Raw genomic sequence first — 15,132 nt, 5'->3', positions numbered from 1 at the left:
AAATCCCCGCATTTCCTTGTCATTTCCGCGTCTTGCCGGGACAAGCCCGGCCATGACGATCAGCGAACCATTGAGAAAAGGCCCGCATCTCTGCGGGCCTTTCGCTTACCAGCGGCTGCCGCCGAAGCCGAAGCTCACGCCCGGACCGCCGCCGCCGTAATATCCGTACGGTCCGCCGCCGTAATAACCGTGGTGCCGCGGGTAATAGCCGTAGCTGCGATAGTGCGGGCGATAATAGCCGTGGTGGTGATGGCGCCAGTGATGATGGCGATAGCCATGGTGGTGCCGGTGCTGCGCGCTGATGTCGGTCGGCGGGCCTCCCCGCGCGCTCTGCTTCGCGCTTGTGGTGTTGGCCGCGTTCGCCGCCGATCCGCCGGCAAGCGCCGCAGCACCGACCGCCATCGCGACAATGAGATACTTCATGTCATCACTCCAGTTGAACGTCGTGTGACAACACATGGGCGTTGGCTGCGTTCCGGCCAGTGCGGGCGTCGAAACGACGCAGTGCGAGGCGTCCGATTCAGCGCGGATGATTGCGTGTCGTGAGATTTATTGTCGCATCACCGGCGTTGATCGCACTGTTGCCATCACTTCGCCGCGAATGATGCGACCACCTCATTCGTGGTGACGATGCGCGCGAACTCGCCGTTGAGATTCGACAGCGTCATCGCATGGATCTCCTCGGCGGAATGCGCATCGCCATCGGGGCCGATCCGGTCGAAGGTCCAGGTCGCATCGCGCACCAGCCGCGTGTCGAAGCCGAGATTGCCGGCCATCCGCGTCGTCGTCTCCACGCAATGGTTGGTGGTGGCGCCGCAGATGACGAGCGTGGTGATGCCGCTCGCGCGCAGGCGCGTCTCGAGGTCCGTGCCGATGAAGGCGCTGTTGACGCGCTTGACGATCACGGGCTCGCCGTCCTGTTCGCGTGCCACGTCCTTGACGGCGTAGCCGGAGCGCGATGGCAGAAACGACGAATTCGGTTTCGTGCCTTCGTGGCGGATATGAAAGACCGGAGCACTGCTCGTCCTGAACGCCTTCAGGAGAGCGGCAATTTGCGCCACCGCATCCGGATTGTTGCGGCGCTTGCCCGCTGCCTCCCATTCGTCGAACGCGCGCTGGACGTCGACGACGATGAGCGCGGGGAGGGGGTGCGGCATGGCGAGTGGCTTTCAGTTCTGTTGCGACGAGTATGCGGACTGCCCTTCGTGGCAGGCAATGCCGATTTTCCCTCGTTTCGAGACGGGCCCGTAGCCCGGATGAGCGAAGCGATATCCGGGGAGACTGTTCCCGCATATCGCTACGCTCATGCGGGCTACGAACCTCGTCCTACGGATGCGGGTCGGGAAAGCCGTGGCGTTCGGACAGTGCGGCGAGGATGGCGTCCTTGTCGGCGATGAACGCGCGGCCGCGGTGGCTGCCGGTCTGGTGCCGCGATGTCGTGCCGTCTGCCAGCACGAGCAGCGGCAGCGACTGGTTCTCCGCGCCGACCAGCGCGATCACGGCCTGCCTCGGCTGCGGCCACGCGATGCGCTCGACGTCGAGCTTGTCGGCAAGCTGTGGAAACGAGGCGAGCACGCCCTCCATCAGCGCGCAATGCCAGCAATAGAAGCGCCGGCCCGGATAGGCCGGGTCCTCGAAACCCGGGCGCAGCAGAAACAGCAGGTCGCGCGTCATGGATCGCTCCGAAGCATGGCCGCCTTGCTGAGGATCAAGGCGGCGAGGACTGGCCGGCCTAGTGTCGAGCCCCCAGATTCATGTGAATCGACGGTGAGGAAAGGACGCCATGCCGGGGCCGATCAGTCAACCGCAGACGCTCGCTGACGTGAAGACACTGCCGGAGCTGCTGCGCTGGCGCGTCGAGGCGACGCCGGCGGCGGAGGCCTATCGCCATTTCGACGCGCATGCCGGGCGCTGGGTCAGCCAGTCCTGGCACGAGATCGACGCGGAATTCGAGCTGTGGCGGCGGGCGCTGGCCGCGGAGGAGTTTTCGCCCGGTGAGCGCGTCGCCATCCTGATGCCGAACGGCATTCCGCACATCGCGATGGACCAGGCGGCGCTGTCGCGCGGTCTCGTGCCGGTGCCGATGCATGCGGTCGACAACCCCGACAGCATCGCCTACATCCTCGCCGATTCCGGCGCGCTGCTGCTGTTCGTCGATACGCTGGAGCGCTGGCAGGCGATCGTGGCCACGGGCCAGCCGCTCGATGCGCTCAAGCGCATCGTCTGTGCCGACGTGACCGGGCCGTTGCCGGCCGATACGCGCGTCGTCGCGCTCGACCAGTGGCTTGCGTCTGCACCGGGCGCGACTGCGCCATTGCCCGACGTCGCGCTGGCGCCGGACGATCTCGCCGCCATCGTCTACACCTCGGGCACGACCGGGCGGCCAAAGGGCGTGATGCTGTCGCATGACAACGTCGTCGCCAATGTGAAGGCGATCGCCCATCGCATCGCTGCGTTGCCCGACGACGTCTTCCTGTCCTTCCTGCCGCTCTCGCACACGTTCGAGCGCACCGGCGGCTATTACTATCCGATCGCGGCCGGGGCCTGCGTCGCCTATGCGCGCTCGGTGCCGCAACTCGGGGACGACCTCAAGCATGTGCGGCCGACGGTGCTGATCTCGGTGCCGCGGATTTACGAGCGCGTCTACGCGCTGATCATGCAGCACCGGGCTTCGGCCGGAAGCATCGAGCGGGCGCTGCTCGATCTCACGATTGCCGTCGGCGGCCGGCGGTTCGACGCGCGGCAGGGGCGCGGCGCACCGTCGCTGCTCGACCGGCTGGCCTGGCCGCTGCTGAAGCGGCTCGTTGCCGACAAGGTGCTGGCGCAGCTCGGCGGCCGCCTGCGGGTCGCGGTCTCCGGCGGCGCGCCGATCGCCGAGCCCGTCATTCGTCTGTTTCTCGCGCTCGGGCTCGACATCCTCCAGGGCTACGGCATGACCGAGACCTCGCCCGTGGTCTCCGTCAACACCCCCGAGGACAACGATCCGCGCTCGGTCGGCCACGTGCTCGACGGCGTCGAGGTCAGGCTGGGCGAGAACGACGAACTGCTGGTGCGCGGGCGCAACGTGATGCTCGGTTACTGGCACAAGGTAGAGGAGACGCGCCGCGTGAAGCAGGCCGATGGCTGGCTGCACACCGGCGACCAGGCCCGCATCGAGAATGGGCGCATCACCATCACCGGCCGCATCAAGGATATCCTCGTGACGTCTACCGGCGAGAAGATCGCGCCGGTGGATCTCGAGACCGCGATCCTGGCCGATCCCCTGTTCGAGCAGGCGCTGGTGGTCGGCGAGCAGCGCCCCTTCCTCACCGCGCTGGTCGTGCTCAACGCAAAAGCCTGGGTGCAGGAGAAAGAAAGGCTTGCGGCGAGCGGCAAGCAAGGCGGTGCGGCGGAGCGGGCCGCGCTGCTTGCGCGAATCGCGGCAGCGGTGAAGGCCTATCCGTCCTACGCGACCCCGCGTGCGGTGTGGTGGACGCTGGACCCCTGGACCATTGCCAGCGGCCTGCTCACGCCGACCCTGAAGAACAAGCGCCCCGCGCTCGAACACCGCTTCGCGGACGAGATCGCGCAGATCTACGCGAAGAAGCCACGTGCCTCCTGAGCTCGCGTCTCCCTGCTTGGAGCGCGAAGTTTCCACGGCGTCATGGCCGGGCTTGTCCCGGCCATCCACGCGTTGCTCCGTGGCGCGAAGAACGTGGATGCCCGGGACAAGCCCGGGCATGACGGCGTCGTGTGAATGTTCATGCCGATCTCGGAGGAGAGAGCACTCACATCCTCTTGAACGCCGTGTCCATCGCGCTTGATCCAGCGCAACTTCGGCCGCTGGCCCTCATGCAATGTCGCCGCGAAAGTTCGAATTGCAATCGAGGCAAGTCATGAAGGCGTATTTCATCGGTGGTGGCATCGGATCGCTCGCGGGCGCGGCGTTCCTGGTTCGCGACGCGCAGCTGCCGGGGCGAGACATCGTGATCTACGAGGCGCAGCCGCTGGTCGGCGGCAGCCTCGATGGCGCACTGCTCGCGAACGGCGCCTATTCGCTGCGCGGCGGACGCATGCTCACCACCGACCATTACGAATGCACCTGGGATCTGCTGTCGAGCATCCCCTCGCTCGAGCGTCCGGGCCTGAGCGTGCGAGACGAGACGATTGCGTTCAACGAGGAGAACCCGGCGCATTCGCAGGCGCGGCTGGTCGACCGCAACCGCTTCAAGATCGACGTCTCCCACATGGGCTTTTCCGCGCGCGACCGGCTCGAGCTGCTGCGGCTCACCGAAGCTTCGGAGGAGACGCTCGGCAACAGCCGCATCACCGACTGGCTGTCGCCAAAATTCTTCGAGTCCAATTTCTGGTACATGTGGCAGACCACCTTCGCCTTCCAGCCCTGGCACAGCGCGGTCGAGCTGAAGCGCTATCTGCACCGCTTCATGAACGAATTCCCGCGCATCGAAACCCTCGCCGGCGTCAAGCGCACCGTCTACAACCAGTATGACGCGATCGTGCGGCCGCTTGCCGACTGGCTGAAGGGGCAAGGCGTGCAGTTCGTGCGCGGCACGGCCGTCACCGACATGACGCTCGAGGACGAAGCCGGACGCGTGCGCGTGCGCCAGCTCGTGCTCGATCGCGACGGCCGCACCGCCAATGTCCGCCTCGAGGACGGCGATCTCGTCTTCTTCCAGAACGGCTCGATGACGGACGCCTCGAGCCTGGGCTCCATGACCGAGCCGGCGCCGCACCTGACCAAGGCCGATAGCCAGGGCTGGGCGCTGTGGGAGACGATCGCACAGGGACGTCCCGAATTCGGCAATCCGTCCGCGTTCAACAGCTCGATCCCGGAATCGTACTGGCTGTCCTTCACCGTCACCTGCCGCGATCCGCGCTTCTTCGACAAGATGGAGGCGTTTTCGGGCAACAGGGCCGGCACCGGCGGGCTGGTGACGTTCAGGGATTCCAACTGGCTGATGTCGGCGGTGCTGTACCATCAGCCGCATTTCGCCGGCCAGCCGAAGGACGTCCAGGTGTTCTGGGGCTATGCGCTGCATCCGGACCGCATCGGCAATTTCGTCGGGAAGCCGATGTCCGATTGCGGCGGCGCGGACATCCTGAACGAGCTGTGCGGGCACCTGAATTTCGATCGCGATGTGTTCGAGACTGCGACCTGCATTCCCTGCCGCATGCCCTACATCACCAGCATGTTCATGCCGCGCAACGTGACTGACCGGCCACTGCCGGTGCCCAGGAATTCGGTCAACCTCGCCTTCGTCAGCCAGTTCGTCGAGATCCCCGACGACGTCGTGTTCACCGTCGAATATTCGGTGCGCGCGGCGCAGATGGCGGTCTATCAACTCATGAAGGTGGGTCGCCCGGTGCCGCCGGTGACTCGCCACGACAAGTCGCTCGCGGTGATCTTCGCGACCCTGGAGAAGGCGTTCGCTTGAGGCTTTCGCCGGGGTGACGTCGCCGGCGCACGCGACGGCGCCTATCGCGGCGCTGCCAGCGGCAGGCTGAGGTGAAAAACGGCGCCCCCTGACGGGACGTTCTCGGCCCAGATGCGGCCGCCATGCGCCTGGACGATGGTATGTGCGATCGAGAGGCCTATGCCCATGCCTTGCGCCTTGGTCGTGAAGAACGGCTTGAAGAGCTCGGCGACTTTCTCCGCGAGGATGCCGTCGCCCTTGTCGGCGATGGAGACAAGGGCGAGGTTGCCCTCGGTGAGACTGGTTCGTCCGACGACGCGGCGCCGCTCGTCCGGAAGATGGGCCACAGCCTCCATGCCGTTCACGACGAGATTGAGGATGGCCTGTTGGAGCTGAATCTTGTCGCCTTTCACGCGAATGTCTGCGGGCGACGGCTGCATGACGAGTTCAACATCGTGGGTCAGGGCCTGCACGGAGAGGAATCGAAACACCTCGCCGACGGTGGCATTGAGGTCGAGCTCGTGCCGTTCGGTCGGGTCTCGCTTCAGAAACGAGCGCAGCCGGCCGACGACTTCGGCGGCCCGCTGATCGTCACGGCGGATGTGGTCCAGGATGTCCCTGATCTCGCCGAGGTCGGGCGCCGGACTCTGTAATATCTGCTGGGCCGTCTCGGCATTGATCAGAATGGCGGCGAGCGGCTGGTTCAGCTCGTGTGCGAGCGAGACGGACATCTCTCCCGCGGTCGCGCGGCGGTTCATGTGGGCGAGCTCCGACATGCGCTGGCGCGCCGCGACCTCGGCCACGAAGCGCAGACGGCGCTCGCGCAGCAGAATGGTGATCATCAGCGCCTGCACCAGCACCACGCCCGCGATGATCGCGGAGTGCCAGTAATACTGCTCCCAGAAGGTCGGTTGGCGGAAATGCACCTCGCTGCCGGGGGGCAGATTGGCTTCGTCCACATTCCAGCGTTTCAGCTGCCGCCAGTCGAAGATCGGCCTCACGTTGTTTCCGCTGAACGGTGCGATGCTCGAGGGCGCTTCGCCGTCGAGGATCCGCATCGCCACTTCGCCGGCTTCCCGACCGATGATTTCGGGCAGCAGCAGGAAGCCACCCACGCCCGACCGTCCGAGGAACGTATCGGACGTTATGATGATCGGGCGGTTCGCACTCTCGGCAACGCGTGCGAGCGCCGAGGCCGGGGCGTAATAGGTGCCTTCGCCGTCGGAATACATCGCCGAGGTCAGGATCGCGGAGCGGTCGGGCAGGGAAGCGACGCGACTGCGGACCTCACGCAGCACCGCGCCGGACAGATCGATGACTTCGAGATCGGGCATTGCGGCCGCGAAGTCCTGCTTCCAATGTCCGTACACCAGCGGATTCTTCCAGGCCTCGCCCACCAGGACGACACGCGTCAGGTCGGGAACGATTGCGCGCGCTGCGGTCAGGAGGTGTGTCGGCCTCACTCTGGCGAAGACGGCCGTCGTATCGGGCAGGAACAGCGCGCGCGTCTCAGGCAGGTCGGGAACGAAGCCGTATACCACAGGCGCGGCGGGCCAGATGTCCTGCTTCCGCTTCTGAAGGAATTTCGCCGATGCGACGCCGATCGAAACGATGACGTCGATCGGCCGCTGCGCATATTTGGTCTTGAGGTGACCGATCAGGCTCAATTCATAGTCCGGTCCCGGGAAGCGGGCGAGATCGAGGCTTTCGCCGTAGATCACCGTGTTGCTTTTCCCGTTCTGCTTCGCGGCGGCGCGGATTCCGGCAAAGATCTCCGAATAAAAGGGCGAGCGAAAATCGGCTTCTTCCAGAACCAGGACCGAACGCTGCTGGGGGCCGTCGGCTGCGACGCATTCACGCGAGAGGCCAGCGAACAAGCAGGCGATCAGGATGCGCGCGAGCCCGCGGATCACACGCATTGCCGGACTCTCGGCCTCGCCTCTGGATGCAATCGGGTCTCCTCAATGAGGATGCACGCGAGAGCATAACCGCCTGACCTGGAGTTTCAACGGAAGGATGCGTGCTCACCCCGGTGACAAGCAGGGCGACACAAGGGGCCGCTACTTGAACGGATCCTGAATCGACGGCGACGATTGCCTGATGCGGCGCACGCTTACCGGCGTGCCGTCGGAGACGAACAGGAGTTCGTACTTCCGGCCCTCGCTGTCGGTCGCGGAGCAGGTGACATCAGTCACCTTCCGGGCGGCGAAATTGCCGGTCTGGCGGCAGATTCCGGTGGAGGTCTGCTCCGCCGGCACCGGCAGGCCGTCGACCTTGGGCCGGTCCTTGGAATTGAGCAGCATGCGGTCGATCGGCAGCTCGTAGGAATTGTCGTCGGCCCGCTTGCCGTTCTCGCCGGAGAACGACACGACGTGGTTCGCATCAGTGGGGTCGTCGACGGCGACGGCGAAATTGACCCGGCCCGTATCGCCATGGGCGTAGGCCACCGTCTTGCAGGCAAGGGTACGTCCCGCGACCTTGAGCGTCTTGCAGTGGCCGGACATCAGCGCCAGCAGATCGATGAAGGCGTTCTGCTGCAGCGGCGGATTGTTGACGGGAATCGGCCTGGAAGAGTCGGCAAAACAAGGACTTGCGAGGGCAACGAACGCTGCTGCGAGGGCCGGTCGGCAGAGGCGCATCGTAGGGCTCATATGCCAGGGGACCGCGGAAAAGTTCCGTTCAATAACCATCGAACCGCAAATTGGTTGCGATCCCGTTTGTGTCGCCAAACCCGACTGGAATACCACCGCGCCACCCATCGGCGATTCGTCCAATCGCCCAACCCGTCCCGGCAGGCACTTGCCGCCAGGCCGGTGTTTTTTTCGTGGCAGAGCCGAAGGGTCACGCCGCCTGCTTCATCGTCCTTGCAAAGGCCGGGTAAGTCTCGGCGAGTTCGTCGAAAATCCGGCCGCGCAGCAATGCCAGGGTTGCCGTATCGGGCCGCGCGGTTTCCCGCACCACCTCCGGCTCTTCATAGGTGAAGCCGGTATTTTCCCTGACGTCGGCCGGCGTGAAGGGCGGGTGCACCGAGCGTAGGGCAAAGCCGCCTGCCTCGCGGTCGAAGTCGAACAGCGCCATGTTGGTGAGGAGCGCGTATGGCCCGCCGCGGCGAGCGACCCCCGGTGTGATCGCCCGGGCGCTGACGAAATCGACCTTCGGCACGAACACGCGCGGGGTGTGCTCCTCGCGAAACAGGATCACGCGCGGAATGAGATGATAGAGATAGGCCGAGCCGAACGAGCCGGGCCAGCGCACGCTGTTCGTGGGATAGTCCCCGGTGCCGACCAGATTGATGTTGCCCGCGCCGTCGATCTGGCCACCGCCGAGGAAGAAGGCGTCGACCCTTCCTTGCGCGGCGCAGTCGAACAACTCGATGCCGCCATTGGTGAAGAAATTATGCGCCTGCGATCCCAGGATCGAGATGCGCACCGGCGGCTTGCCACAGAGTTCGTTGCGTGCGCGCAGCAGCATCGCACCGGCCGCGGGGATCGGCGACGATGCGCCGACCGCGACGTGACGGATGCCGTCGAGCAGGTCGGCGATGGTGGCGATCAGGATTTCGCGCCGTTCGCGTTCCGATGACATCAGGCCACCTGCTTGCGATGCGTCAGGAAGGTCGAGAGATAGGCGCGAAAGCCGTCTTCGCTGCGCGCCATCGCCGCATAGCGCGCGATCTCGGCTTCGTCCGCCGGATATTCGTCCCACAGGGCCAGCGGCCAGGCGCCGCGCGCGGCGACCGCGATGGTGTCGACATAGAGCGAGGGCAGCACGCCGGCGGCGGAGTCTTCCGTCGCCAGCAGGTTGCGATCGACGATGCGCTCGACGGTGACCAGCGTGCGTTTCGCGGCATAGGCGAGGCCGGCGAGCTCGCGGTGGCGGCCGATCCGCACGTTGCCGGCGCGGTCGGCCTCGGGCGCGTGAAACAGCGCGACATCGGGAGAGATCGCGGGCACCACGACCACCTTGCGTGGTTCGCCGACGGGACTGTCGATCACCTGCCAGTCCGGCCGCACCTCGAGCAGGTCGCTGCCGATGATGCCGGCGATCGGCATGAACGGCACGCCCTTTTGCGCCGCGAGGAGGCCGGCGTAGATCGCGGGGCAGGTGGAGTCGCGTAACGCAAACGCGCCGCTCCTGACGCCCGCGGTGAAGCGCGGCGCGGCGCCGGCTTCACCGAGCGACACCGCGCTGGTCTCGAGCGAGGCGACGGCGCCGGCCCCGATCAGGAGATCGGCCTGGAGGCCCGAGATCGGCACGCAGATCAGCTTGAGATCGCGGATGCCGGATTCGAGCAGCGCCGCGGTCGCGGCCATCGCGACGCCGGCGCCGTCGACGGGAATTGCCAGCGATTGCCCCGATGCGACGTGCGCGACAAGCGCCTCCAGCGCAACGATCTCGGTCATGGGCGTCCTCCGCCTTGTTTTTCTTATCCTGCCTCAAGCCAACGCCGCCTGCCAGCGCGTATCGCGCAGGGAGGGGCGGCGATGCAGGCGGGCGTCGAGCATGCTGCGGGCGCGCGGCAGCTCGCCGCCGCGCATCAGGGCGACGATGAACGTGTCCTCGATCAGCTCGCGCTGGGCGTGGCTGCCGCCGATGCGGACGACGTCGGTGAGCACGGGCGCGAGCGTCCGCACGCAGGCCGCATAGTCCTCGTCTGCAAAGGCCGCCAGCGCGCGGCAGATCGCCGGCACCACGGGGCCGGCCGGCAGCTTGCCCTCGGCGACCCGCTGCTCGATCACGGCAAGGCGCGTGGCGAGCGCGTCGCGGTTTTGCGTCGCGGCGGCGAACAGCGCCATGTGGACGTCGGCGAACGGCAGGCTCGATTTCGGAAACAACTTTTGCGCGGCGGCGTCAGCATCAAGCCAGAGTGCCTTCGGCACGGCGTGGCCGTAAGAGGACAGGCGCCAGAGCAGCGAGGCGCCGTCGGTGATGACGTTGAGCGGCGGCGCCTGCGTGGCGGAGGGCTGGAGCACGTCGGCATAGATCGTGAGTGCGCGCGGCGCATCGCCATGCTCCAGCGCGCCGAGCGCCTGATGCCAGCGAATGTGGCCGTGCAGGATTCCGGCGCGGTCATAGGTCGGAATCCACGTGTCGACGAGACGGTCGGCCGCCTCGATCGAGCCGTCCTCGAACATCGCATGCAGCACGGCATGCGCGGCATGGGCATTCTGCCGGCGCAAGGCGAAGCCGCGCTCGGTGATGCCGCGGCCGCGGGCGACGTCGCCGTTCTCGGTCATCGCCCAGCCGGACATGGCGAGGAACCACCAGTCCTCGCCATAATGGCGCGCAACGCGCTCGCACAGCTCATGCCGCGCACGGTCGTGATCGGCCATGCCGGAGAAGGCGAACAGGCCGAACGCGCCGAGCGGCAGCGACAGCACCACGGCATCGCGCGGCCATGCCTCGATATGTTTCAGCGTCGCCGCAATCGCCTCGGGCAGCCGTCCCTCGATCGCGAGCGCCAAGGCCTCGACATGCGAGCGCTCACGCTCCGTGCCGCGCTTCGCCACGAGCTCACGCGCACCTGCCGCCTTCTGCCGCGCGAGGTCGCCCTGCTGGTAGAAGGCATGCACGCGAGCGCGGGCGATGAGGGGAAGCGCAAAGTCCGGATCGGCGGCGATGGCGCGCTCCAGCGTCTCCGCCGTGCCGGTCCAGCCCGCCAGCATGAGGTCGACGCCTTCGCGATAGGCGGATGCGGCGGCATCGGATGCGGTGGAAAGCGGCAGGCCGTAGCGGTCCTCATGCGCCATCGTCGTCTCCGGAGTTCAAGCCGTTCGCGCGCGGCGGCCTTCGATCGGATAGGCCGGGTCGTTGTAGCCCGGCGTCGAGGGATGGCCCGGCGTCACCAGGCGGTCGATCAGGGCCTCGTCCTCGCCGGTGAAGCGATAGTCGAGCGCGCGGATATAGTCGTCCCACTGCTCCTCGGTGCGGGGGCCGGCGATGATGGAGGTCACGAAAGCGGAGTTCAGCACCCAGGCGACCGCGAACTGGCCGGCGGTGATGCCCTTCGTCTCGGCGTGGCTCTTGATCTCCTGCGCGAGCTGGAGCGACTCCGGCCGCCATTCCGTCTGCATCATGCGGGTGTCATTGCGGCCCGCACGCGTCTCTTTGTCCGGGGCAGCATCCGGCCTGTACTTGCCGGTCAGCACGCCGCGCGCCAAGGGGCTGTAGGGCACGATGCCGAGGCCGTAATAGGAGCAGGCCGGAAAGTGCTCGACCTCGGGCATGCGGTTCATGGCGTTGTAATAGGGCTGGCTCACCGCGGGCCGGTCGATGCCGAGCCGGTCGCAGATGTTGCAGATCTCGGCGACGCGCCAGGCGCGGTAGTTCGAGACGCCGAAATAGCGCACCTTGCCTGATCGGATCAGATCGCCCATCGCGCGCACCGTCTCCTCCAGCGGTGTCGCGTGGTCCTCCTTGTGCAGATAGTAGATGTCGATGTGGTCGGTGCCGAGCCGTGCCAGGCTTTCGTCCGCCGCCTGCAGCACCCAGCGCCGCGACAGCCCGCCGCGATTGGGATCGCTGCCCATGGGGTTGGCGAGCTTGGTCGCCAGCACCCAGGCATGGCGGTTGTTGCCGATGGCGCGGCCCACCACCTCTTCGGATCCGCCCTTCGAATAGGCGTCCGCGGTGTCGATGAAATTGATCCCGGCCTCGTGGGCTTTCGCGATGATCCGCTTTGATGCGGCCTCATCGGTCGGTCCGCCGAACATCATGGTGCCCAGACAGATCGGCGAGACTTTCAGGCCGGTGCGGCCGAGCTGGCGGTATTGCATGGGCTGCTTCCTCAACACTGTCGAAGCCGGCAGCATAGCCATCCCGTGCCGTCATTGCGAGCGCAGCGAAGCAATCCAGAGATGCGTCCGCGGAAAGACTCTGGATTGCTTCCGCCTTCGCTAAAGCTTCGGCGGACAAGTCGCTGCGCTCGCAATGACGAGGTTTCTTGAGCCGCGACTGCCTCCACATCGTCGTCCCGGCGAAGGCCGGGACCCATAACCACAGGATTGTGTTTGGCGAAGACTCGGAGTTACCAGCTTCGCGCTACAGCTTCTCCCTGGGGGTATGGGTCCCGGCCTTCGCCGGGACGACACGGGAGTTTTGTGGCGGCCGCAGTGGCAACCTAACGCTACGCCGGCCCCTTCAAGATCTTGAACACGCCGTTCGCCATCACGATGCAGCGGCCCTCGACGCTGACTTCGGTGCTCATGAAGATGAGGCTGCGCGTCGAGCGCACCACGCGGGGGCGCGAGATCAGGATGTCGCCGATCTGGCCGGCCTCGACGAAATGGGTGTCGAGCTGCACCGTCGCCATGAACTCCCTGCCGGAGACATAGCGGGCGGTCATGCCGCAGGTGCGGTCGGCAAACGTCATCATCACGCCGCCCTGGACCATGCCGCGGCGGTTGTGGTGCTTGTCCTCGGTGGCGAGTGCGAATTCGTAGTGGCCGTCGACCTTGCGCTCCCACAAGGGGCCGATCAGATGCATGAAGCCCGTGGTCTCGAGGATGGTCCAGCCCTCCGATTTCAGCCTTGCGGCGGCCTTGTTGGTCATCTCGTCGTCCATTCCTCTGCGGGCCTTGCGATCTCATTTCATCGGGGGCGGACGTGGTGTAGTCAAGCATGATGAGATCGTTCGACGATGCCACACGGCGGAATATCGCGGCCGCCTGCGCGGCCTTCACGCGGCTGCCGGCAGACGGTGCGGCGCCGGCGCTGAAGCGCGCCGCGGTGGCGGTCGCGCTGACCGCGGGCGAGGGGGATGACACCGCGTTCCTGCTCACGCTGCGCGCATCGCACCTGCGCGCCCATCGCGGCCAATGGGCCCTGCCGGGTGGACGCTGCGATGCCGGCGAGACGCCGGTCGAGGCGGCGCTGCGCGAGCTCGACGAAGAGCTCGGCCTTCGCCTCACCAGCGCGGAGGTGCTCGGCACGCTCGACGATTATCCGACCCGCTCCGGCTATCTGATCACGCCGGTCGTGGTCTGGGCCACGGACGCCGCCGCGATCCGTCCGAACCCGGACGAGGTCGCCTCCGTTCATCGCATCGCGCTCGCCACGATCGAGCGCGACGACGCCTTCGACTTCGTCGCGATCCCCGAGAGCGCGCGCCGCGTCATCCGCTTCCATCATCAGGCGAGCCTGATCCACGCGCCGACGGCGGCGCTGATCTACCAGTTCCGCGAGGTGCTGGCGGGGCGGCAGACCCGCGTGACCGAGCTGGAACAGCCGGTGTTCGCCTGGAAGTGACGATGGTAAACGGCGCGTTAACGTGACGGTTACCGGATGCCTGTTAAGAGGGCGGCATGCATCATTCGATTCGAAAGAGCCTTGCTCGAAGGAGCCTTGCGCTGGTTCCATTCGCGCTCGTCCTGTTCGCGCCCGCCGCGCGTGGTGGCGCGTCCGACGCGCTGCCGCCCGCCGTCCGCGATGCCAAAGCCCAGCTGCTGTCGCAGTTTTTTGCGCAAGGCGGGGCATCGCCCGCCGTGTTCGAATATCGCCGCAAGCTCGGGGAGTATCAGGCCGCGCGCGCGGCCTTCGACGAGGAAGCCGGCGCCTATTGGAGCCAGATCTCCGAGAAGCGGAAGACCCGCAATGCCAAGCGGCGCAGCGGGCAGCAGATCACACTCGACGATTACGTGCTGGAGCACCCGCCGCTCTATAACGGGCCGAAGCGGCCGGTGAATCCGGAGCCGGAGGAAACGCCGGAGCGCCCGACCAAAAAGCCGATACCGGTCGTCGCCGATTTGCTGCGCGCGGCGCAGGAGCTCTACCAGTTCACGCCGCAGCGTCCGTCCAGCGAGGTCGAGTTCAAGCGCGCCTACGCCCGCTATGCGCTCGCCTCGGGGCTGACGCGCGAGCAGGCCGTCCGGGTCTATTCGTTCGAGACCGGCGGCACCGGCAGTTACGACGTGCAGGCGGGCATCGAGCATGGCGGCAAGCGCGCGATCTCGACCGCGATGGGCTACAACCAGCTCCTCACCACCAACAGCGTCGAGCTGCTGGCCGAGCAGGGCCATGAATTCATTCGCGTGCTCTCCGACAAGGTGGCGCGGACCTCAGGGCCGGCGCGCCAGTCGCTCGAGCACAAGCTCGTCGTGCTGAAGAAAATGGTGGCGCATGCCAAGTCGGTGCCCGACACCTGGTCGGAGCATGAGAAGATCGGCAACACCGCGCAGGGCTGGGCGATGCATGCCATGGTGCTCGACATCGACGTCGGGCCGATGCTGCAGACCCACAAGCTGCTGACGTCGGTGCTGTTCGCGCGCGCCAAGGGTTACACCCGTCCGCTCAGCGCGGCCGAGCTCGAGATGATGAACCTCACCGGCGACGGCACCGGGCTCGACATGGTGACGATGCCGCAGACGATGCGCGAGCAGGTGCCGACCTCGAACTTCTTCCAGCGCGGCGGCTACGAGCGCAACCCAGTCGCGATCCGCCACAACACGGTGGCGAAGCTGCTCGCAGTGACGGATACGCGGATGGACAGCAACAGCAGCAATGCCGGCGCGCGGGAATTGGCGGGGGCGTTTTAGCGAGGGAGCTGGCGGTTGCGTTTAAAAGGTGTCGTCCCGGCCTAGTGCGCAATTGCGCACGGTGGGCCGGGACCCATAACCCCAGGGAGTAGTTTGGCGAAGACAGTCGTTCGGTACTCCCACCGTCCGCAACCCGCTTGATCACGCGGTATGGGTCCCGGCCTTCGCCGGGACGACACCGAGTG

Annotated in this window: 14 protein-coding genes; 4 read left to right on the top strand and 10 right to left on the bottom strand. The window is 66.4% G+C overall.

What is annotated here, in order from left to right; translation table 11 throughout:
• Positions 1-105 precede the first annotated feature (105 nt).
• The 3 genes from A3M7_RS0128670 to A3M7_RS0128660 all read right to left on the bottom strand — a co-directional run bounded on the left by A3M7_RS0128670 (position 106) and on the right by A3M7_RS0128660 (position 1,674).
• Positions 106-423, bottom strand: coding sequence for a hypothetical protein (locus A3M7_RS0128670; RefSeq protein WP_027547011.1), 318 nt, complete (start codon positions 421-423; stop codon positions 106-108).
• Between the two features lie 164 nt (positions 424-587).
• Positions 588-1,157 carry a cysteine hydrolase family protein gene (locus A3M7_RS0128665; protein ID WP_027547010.1) on the bottom strand — a complete coding sequence of 190 codons (570 nt, stop codon included), beginning with the start codon at positions 1,155-1,157 and terminating at the stop codon, positions 588-590.
• Positions 1,158-1,326: 169 nt separating this feature from the next.
• The gene (locus tag A3M7_RS0128660) at positions 1,327-1,674 is read right to left on the bottom strand and encodes a DUF3088 domain-containing protein (protein ID WP_027547009.1); all 348 of its coding nucleotides are present in this window, start codon (positions 1,672-1,674) and stop codon (positions 1,327-1,329) included.
• A 109-nt stretch (positions 1,675-1,783) separates the two neighbouring features.
• Here A3M7_RS0128660 and A3M7_RS0128655 point away from each other — a divergent pair, with 109 nt between their 5' ends.
• The gene (locus A3M7_RS0128655; protein WP_049823735.1) at positions 1,784-3,601 is read left to right on the top strand and encodes a long-chain fatty acid--CoA ligase; all 1,818 of its coding nucleotides are present in this window, start codon (positions 1,784-1,786) and stop codon (positions 3,599-3,601) included.
• 235 nt (positions 3,602-3,836) lie between these two features.
• Positions 3,837-5,435 carry an oleate hydratase gene (locus tag A3M7_RS0128645; RefSeq protein WP_084302594.1) on the top strand — a complete coding sequence of 533 codons (1,599 nt, stop codon included), beginning with the start codon at positions 3,837-3,839 and terminating at the stop codon, positions 5,433-5,435.
• 41 nt (positions 5,436-5,476) lie between these two features.
• On the opposite strand, the gene A3M7_RS0128640 is transcribed toward A3M7_RS0128645, so the two are convergent.
• From A3M7_RS0128640 to A3M7_RS0128610, 7 genes are all read right to left on the bottom strand, one after another.
• On the bottom strand, positions 5,477-7,333 hold the full coding sequence (locus tag A3M7_RS0128640; RefSeq protein WP_027547006.1) for an ATP-binding protein: 1,857 nt from the start codon (positions 7,331-7,333) through the stop codon (positions 5,477-5,479).
• A gap of 141 nt (positions 7,334-7,474) precedes the next feature.
• Positions 7,475-8,053: a hypothetical protein gene (locus A3M7_RS0128635; protein ID WP_027547005.1), complete on the bottom strand. Its 579-nt coding sequence runs from the start codon at positions 8,051-8,053 to the stop codon at positions 7,475-7,477.
• A gap of 202 nt (positions 8,054-8,255) precedes the next feature.
• Complete coding sequence (locus A3M7_RS0128630) at positions 8,256-8,999, bottom strand: CoA transferase (RefSeq protein WP_027547004.1); 744 nt, start codon at positions 8,997-8,999, stop codon at positions 8,256-8,258.
• Complete coding sequence (locus tag A3M7_RS0128625; protein ID WP_027547003.1) at positions 8,999-9,817, bottom strand: CoA transferase subunit A; 819 nt, start codon at positions 9,815-9,817, stop codon at positions 8,999-9,001. The genes A3M7_RS0128630 and A3M7_RS0128625 overlap by 1 nt, the downstream gene beginning before the upstream one ends.
• A 33-nt stretch (positions 9,818-9,850) precedes the next feature.
• A complete protein-coding gene (locus A3M7_RS0128620; protein ID WP_027547002.1) occupies positions 9,851-11,164 on the bottom strand; it encodes a tetratricopeptide repeat protein in 1,314 nt (437 codons plus the stop codon).
• A gap of 15 nt (positions 11,165-11,179) precedes the next feature.
• Entirely contained in the window at positions 11,180-12,190 is a 1,011-nt protein-coding gene (locus tag A3M7_RS0128615) for an aldo/keto reductase (protein ID WP_027547001.1), read from the bottom strand.
• A gap of 350 nt (positions 12,191-12,540) precedes the next feature.
• A complete protein-coding gene (locus A3M7_RS0128610; protein ID WP_027547000.1) occupies positions 12,541-12,966 on the bottom strand; it encodes a PaaI family thioesterase in 426 nt (141 codons plus the stop codon).
• 68 nt (positions 12,967-13,034) lie between these two features.
• Between A3M7_RS0128610 and A3M7_RS0128605 the strand changes: the two genes are divergently transcribed.
• Entirely contained in the window at positions 13,035-13,661 is a 627-nt protein-coding gene (locus tag A3M7_RS0128605) for a CoA pyrophosphatase (RefSeq protein WP_027546999.1), read from the top strand.
• Between the two features lie 56 nt (positions 13,662-13,717).
• A complete protein-coding gene (locus tag A3M7_RS0128600) occupies positions 13,718-14,947 on the top strand; it encodes a hypothetical protein (RefSeq protein ID WP_027546998.1) in 1,230 nt (409 codons plus the stop codon).
• The last annotated feature ends 185 nt before the right edge of the window (positions 14,948-15,132 follow it).

It is taken from the genome of Bradyrhizobium sp. WSM2254 (assembly GCF_000472645.1).
Taxonomy (GTDB): domain Bacteria; phylum Pseudomonadota; class Alphaproteobacteria; order Rhizobiales; family Xanthobacteraceae; genus Bradyrhizobium; species Bradyrhizobium niftali.
This window is presented reverse-complemented; position numbering and strand designations above follow the sequence as displayed.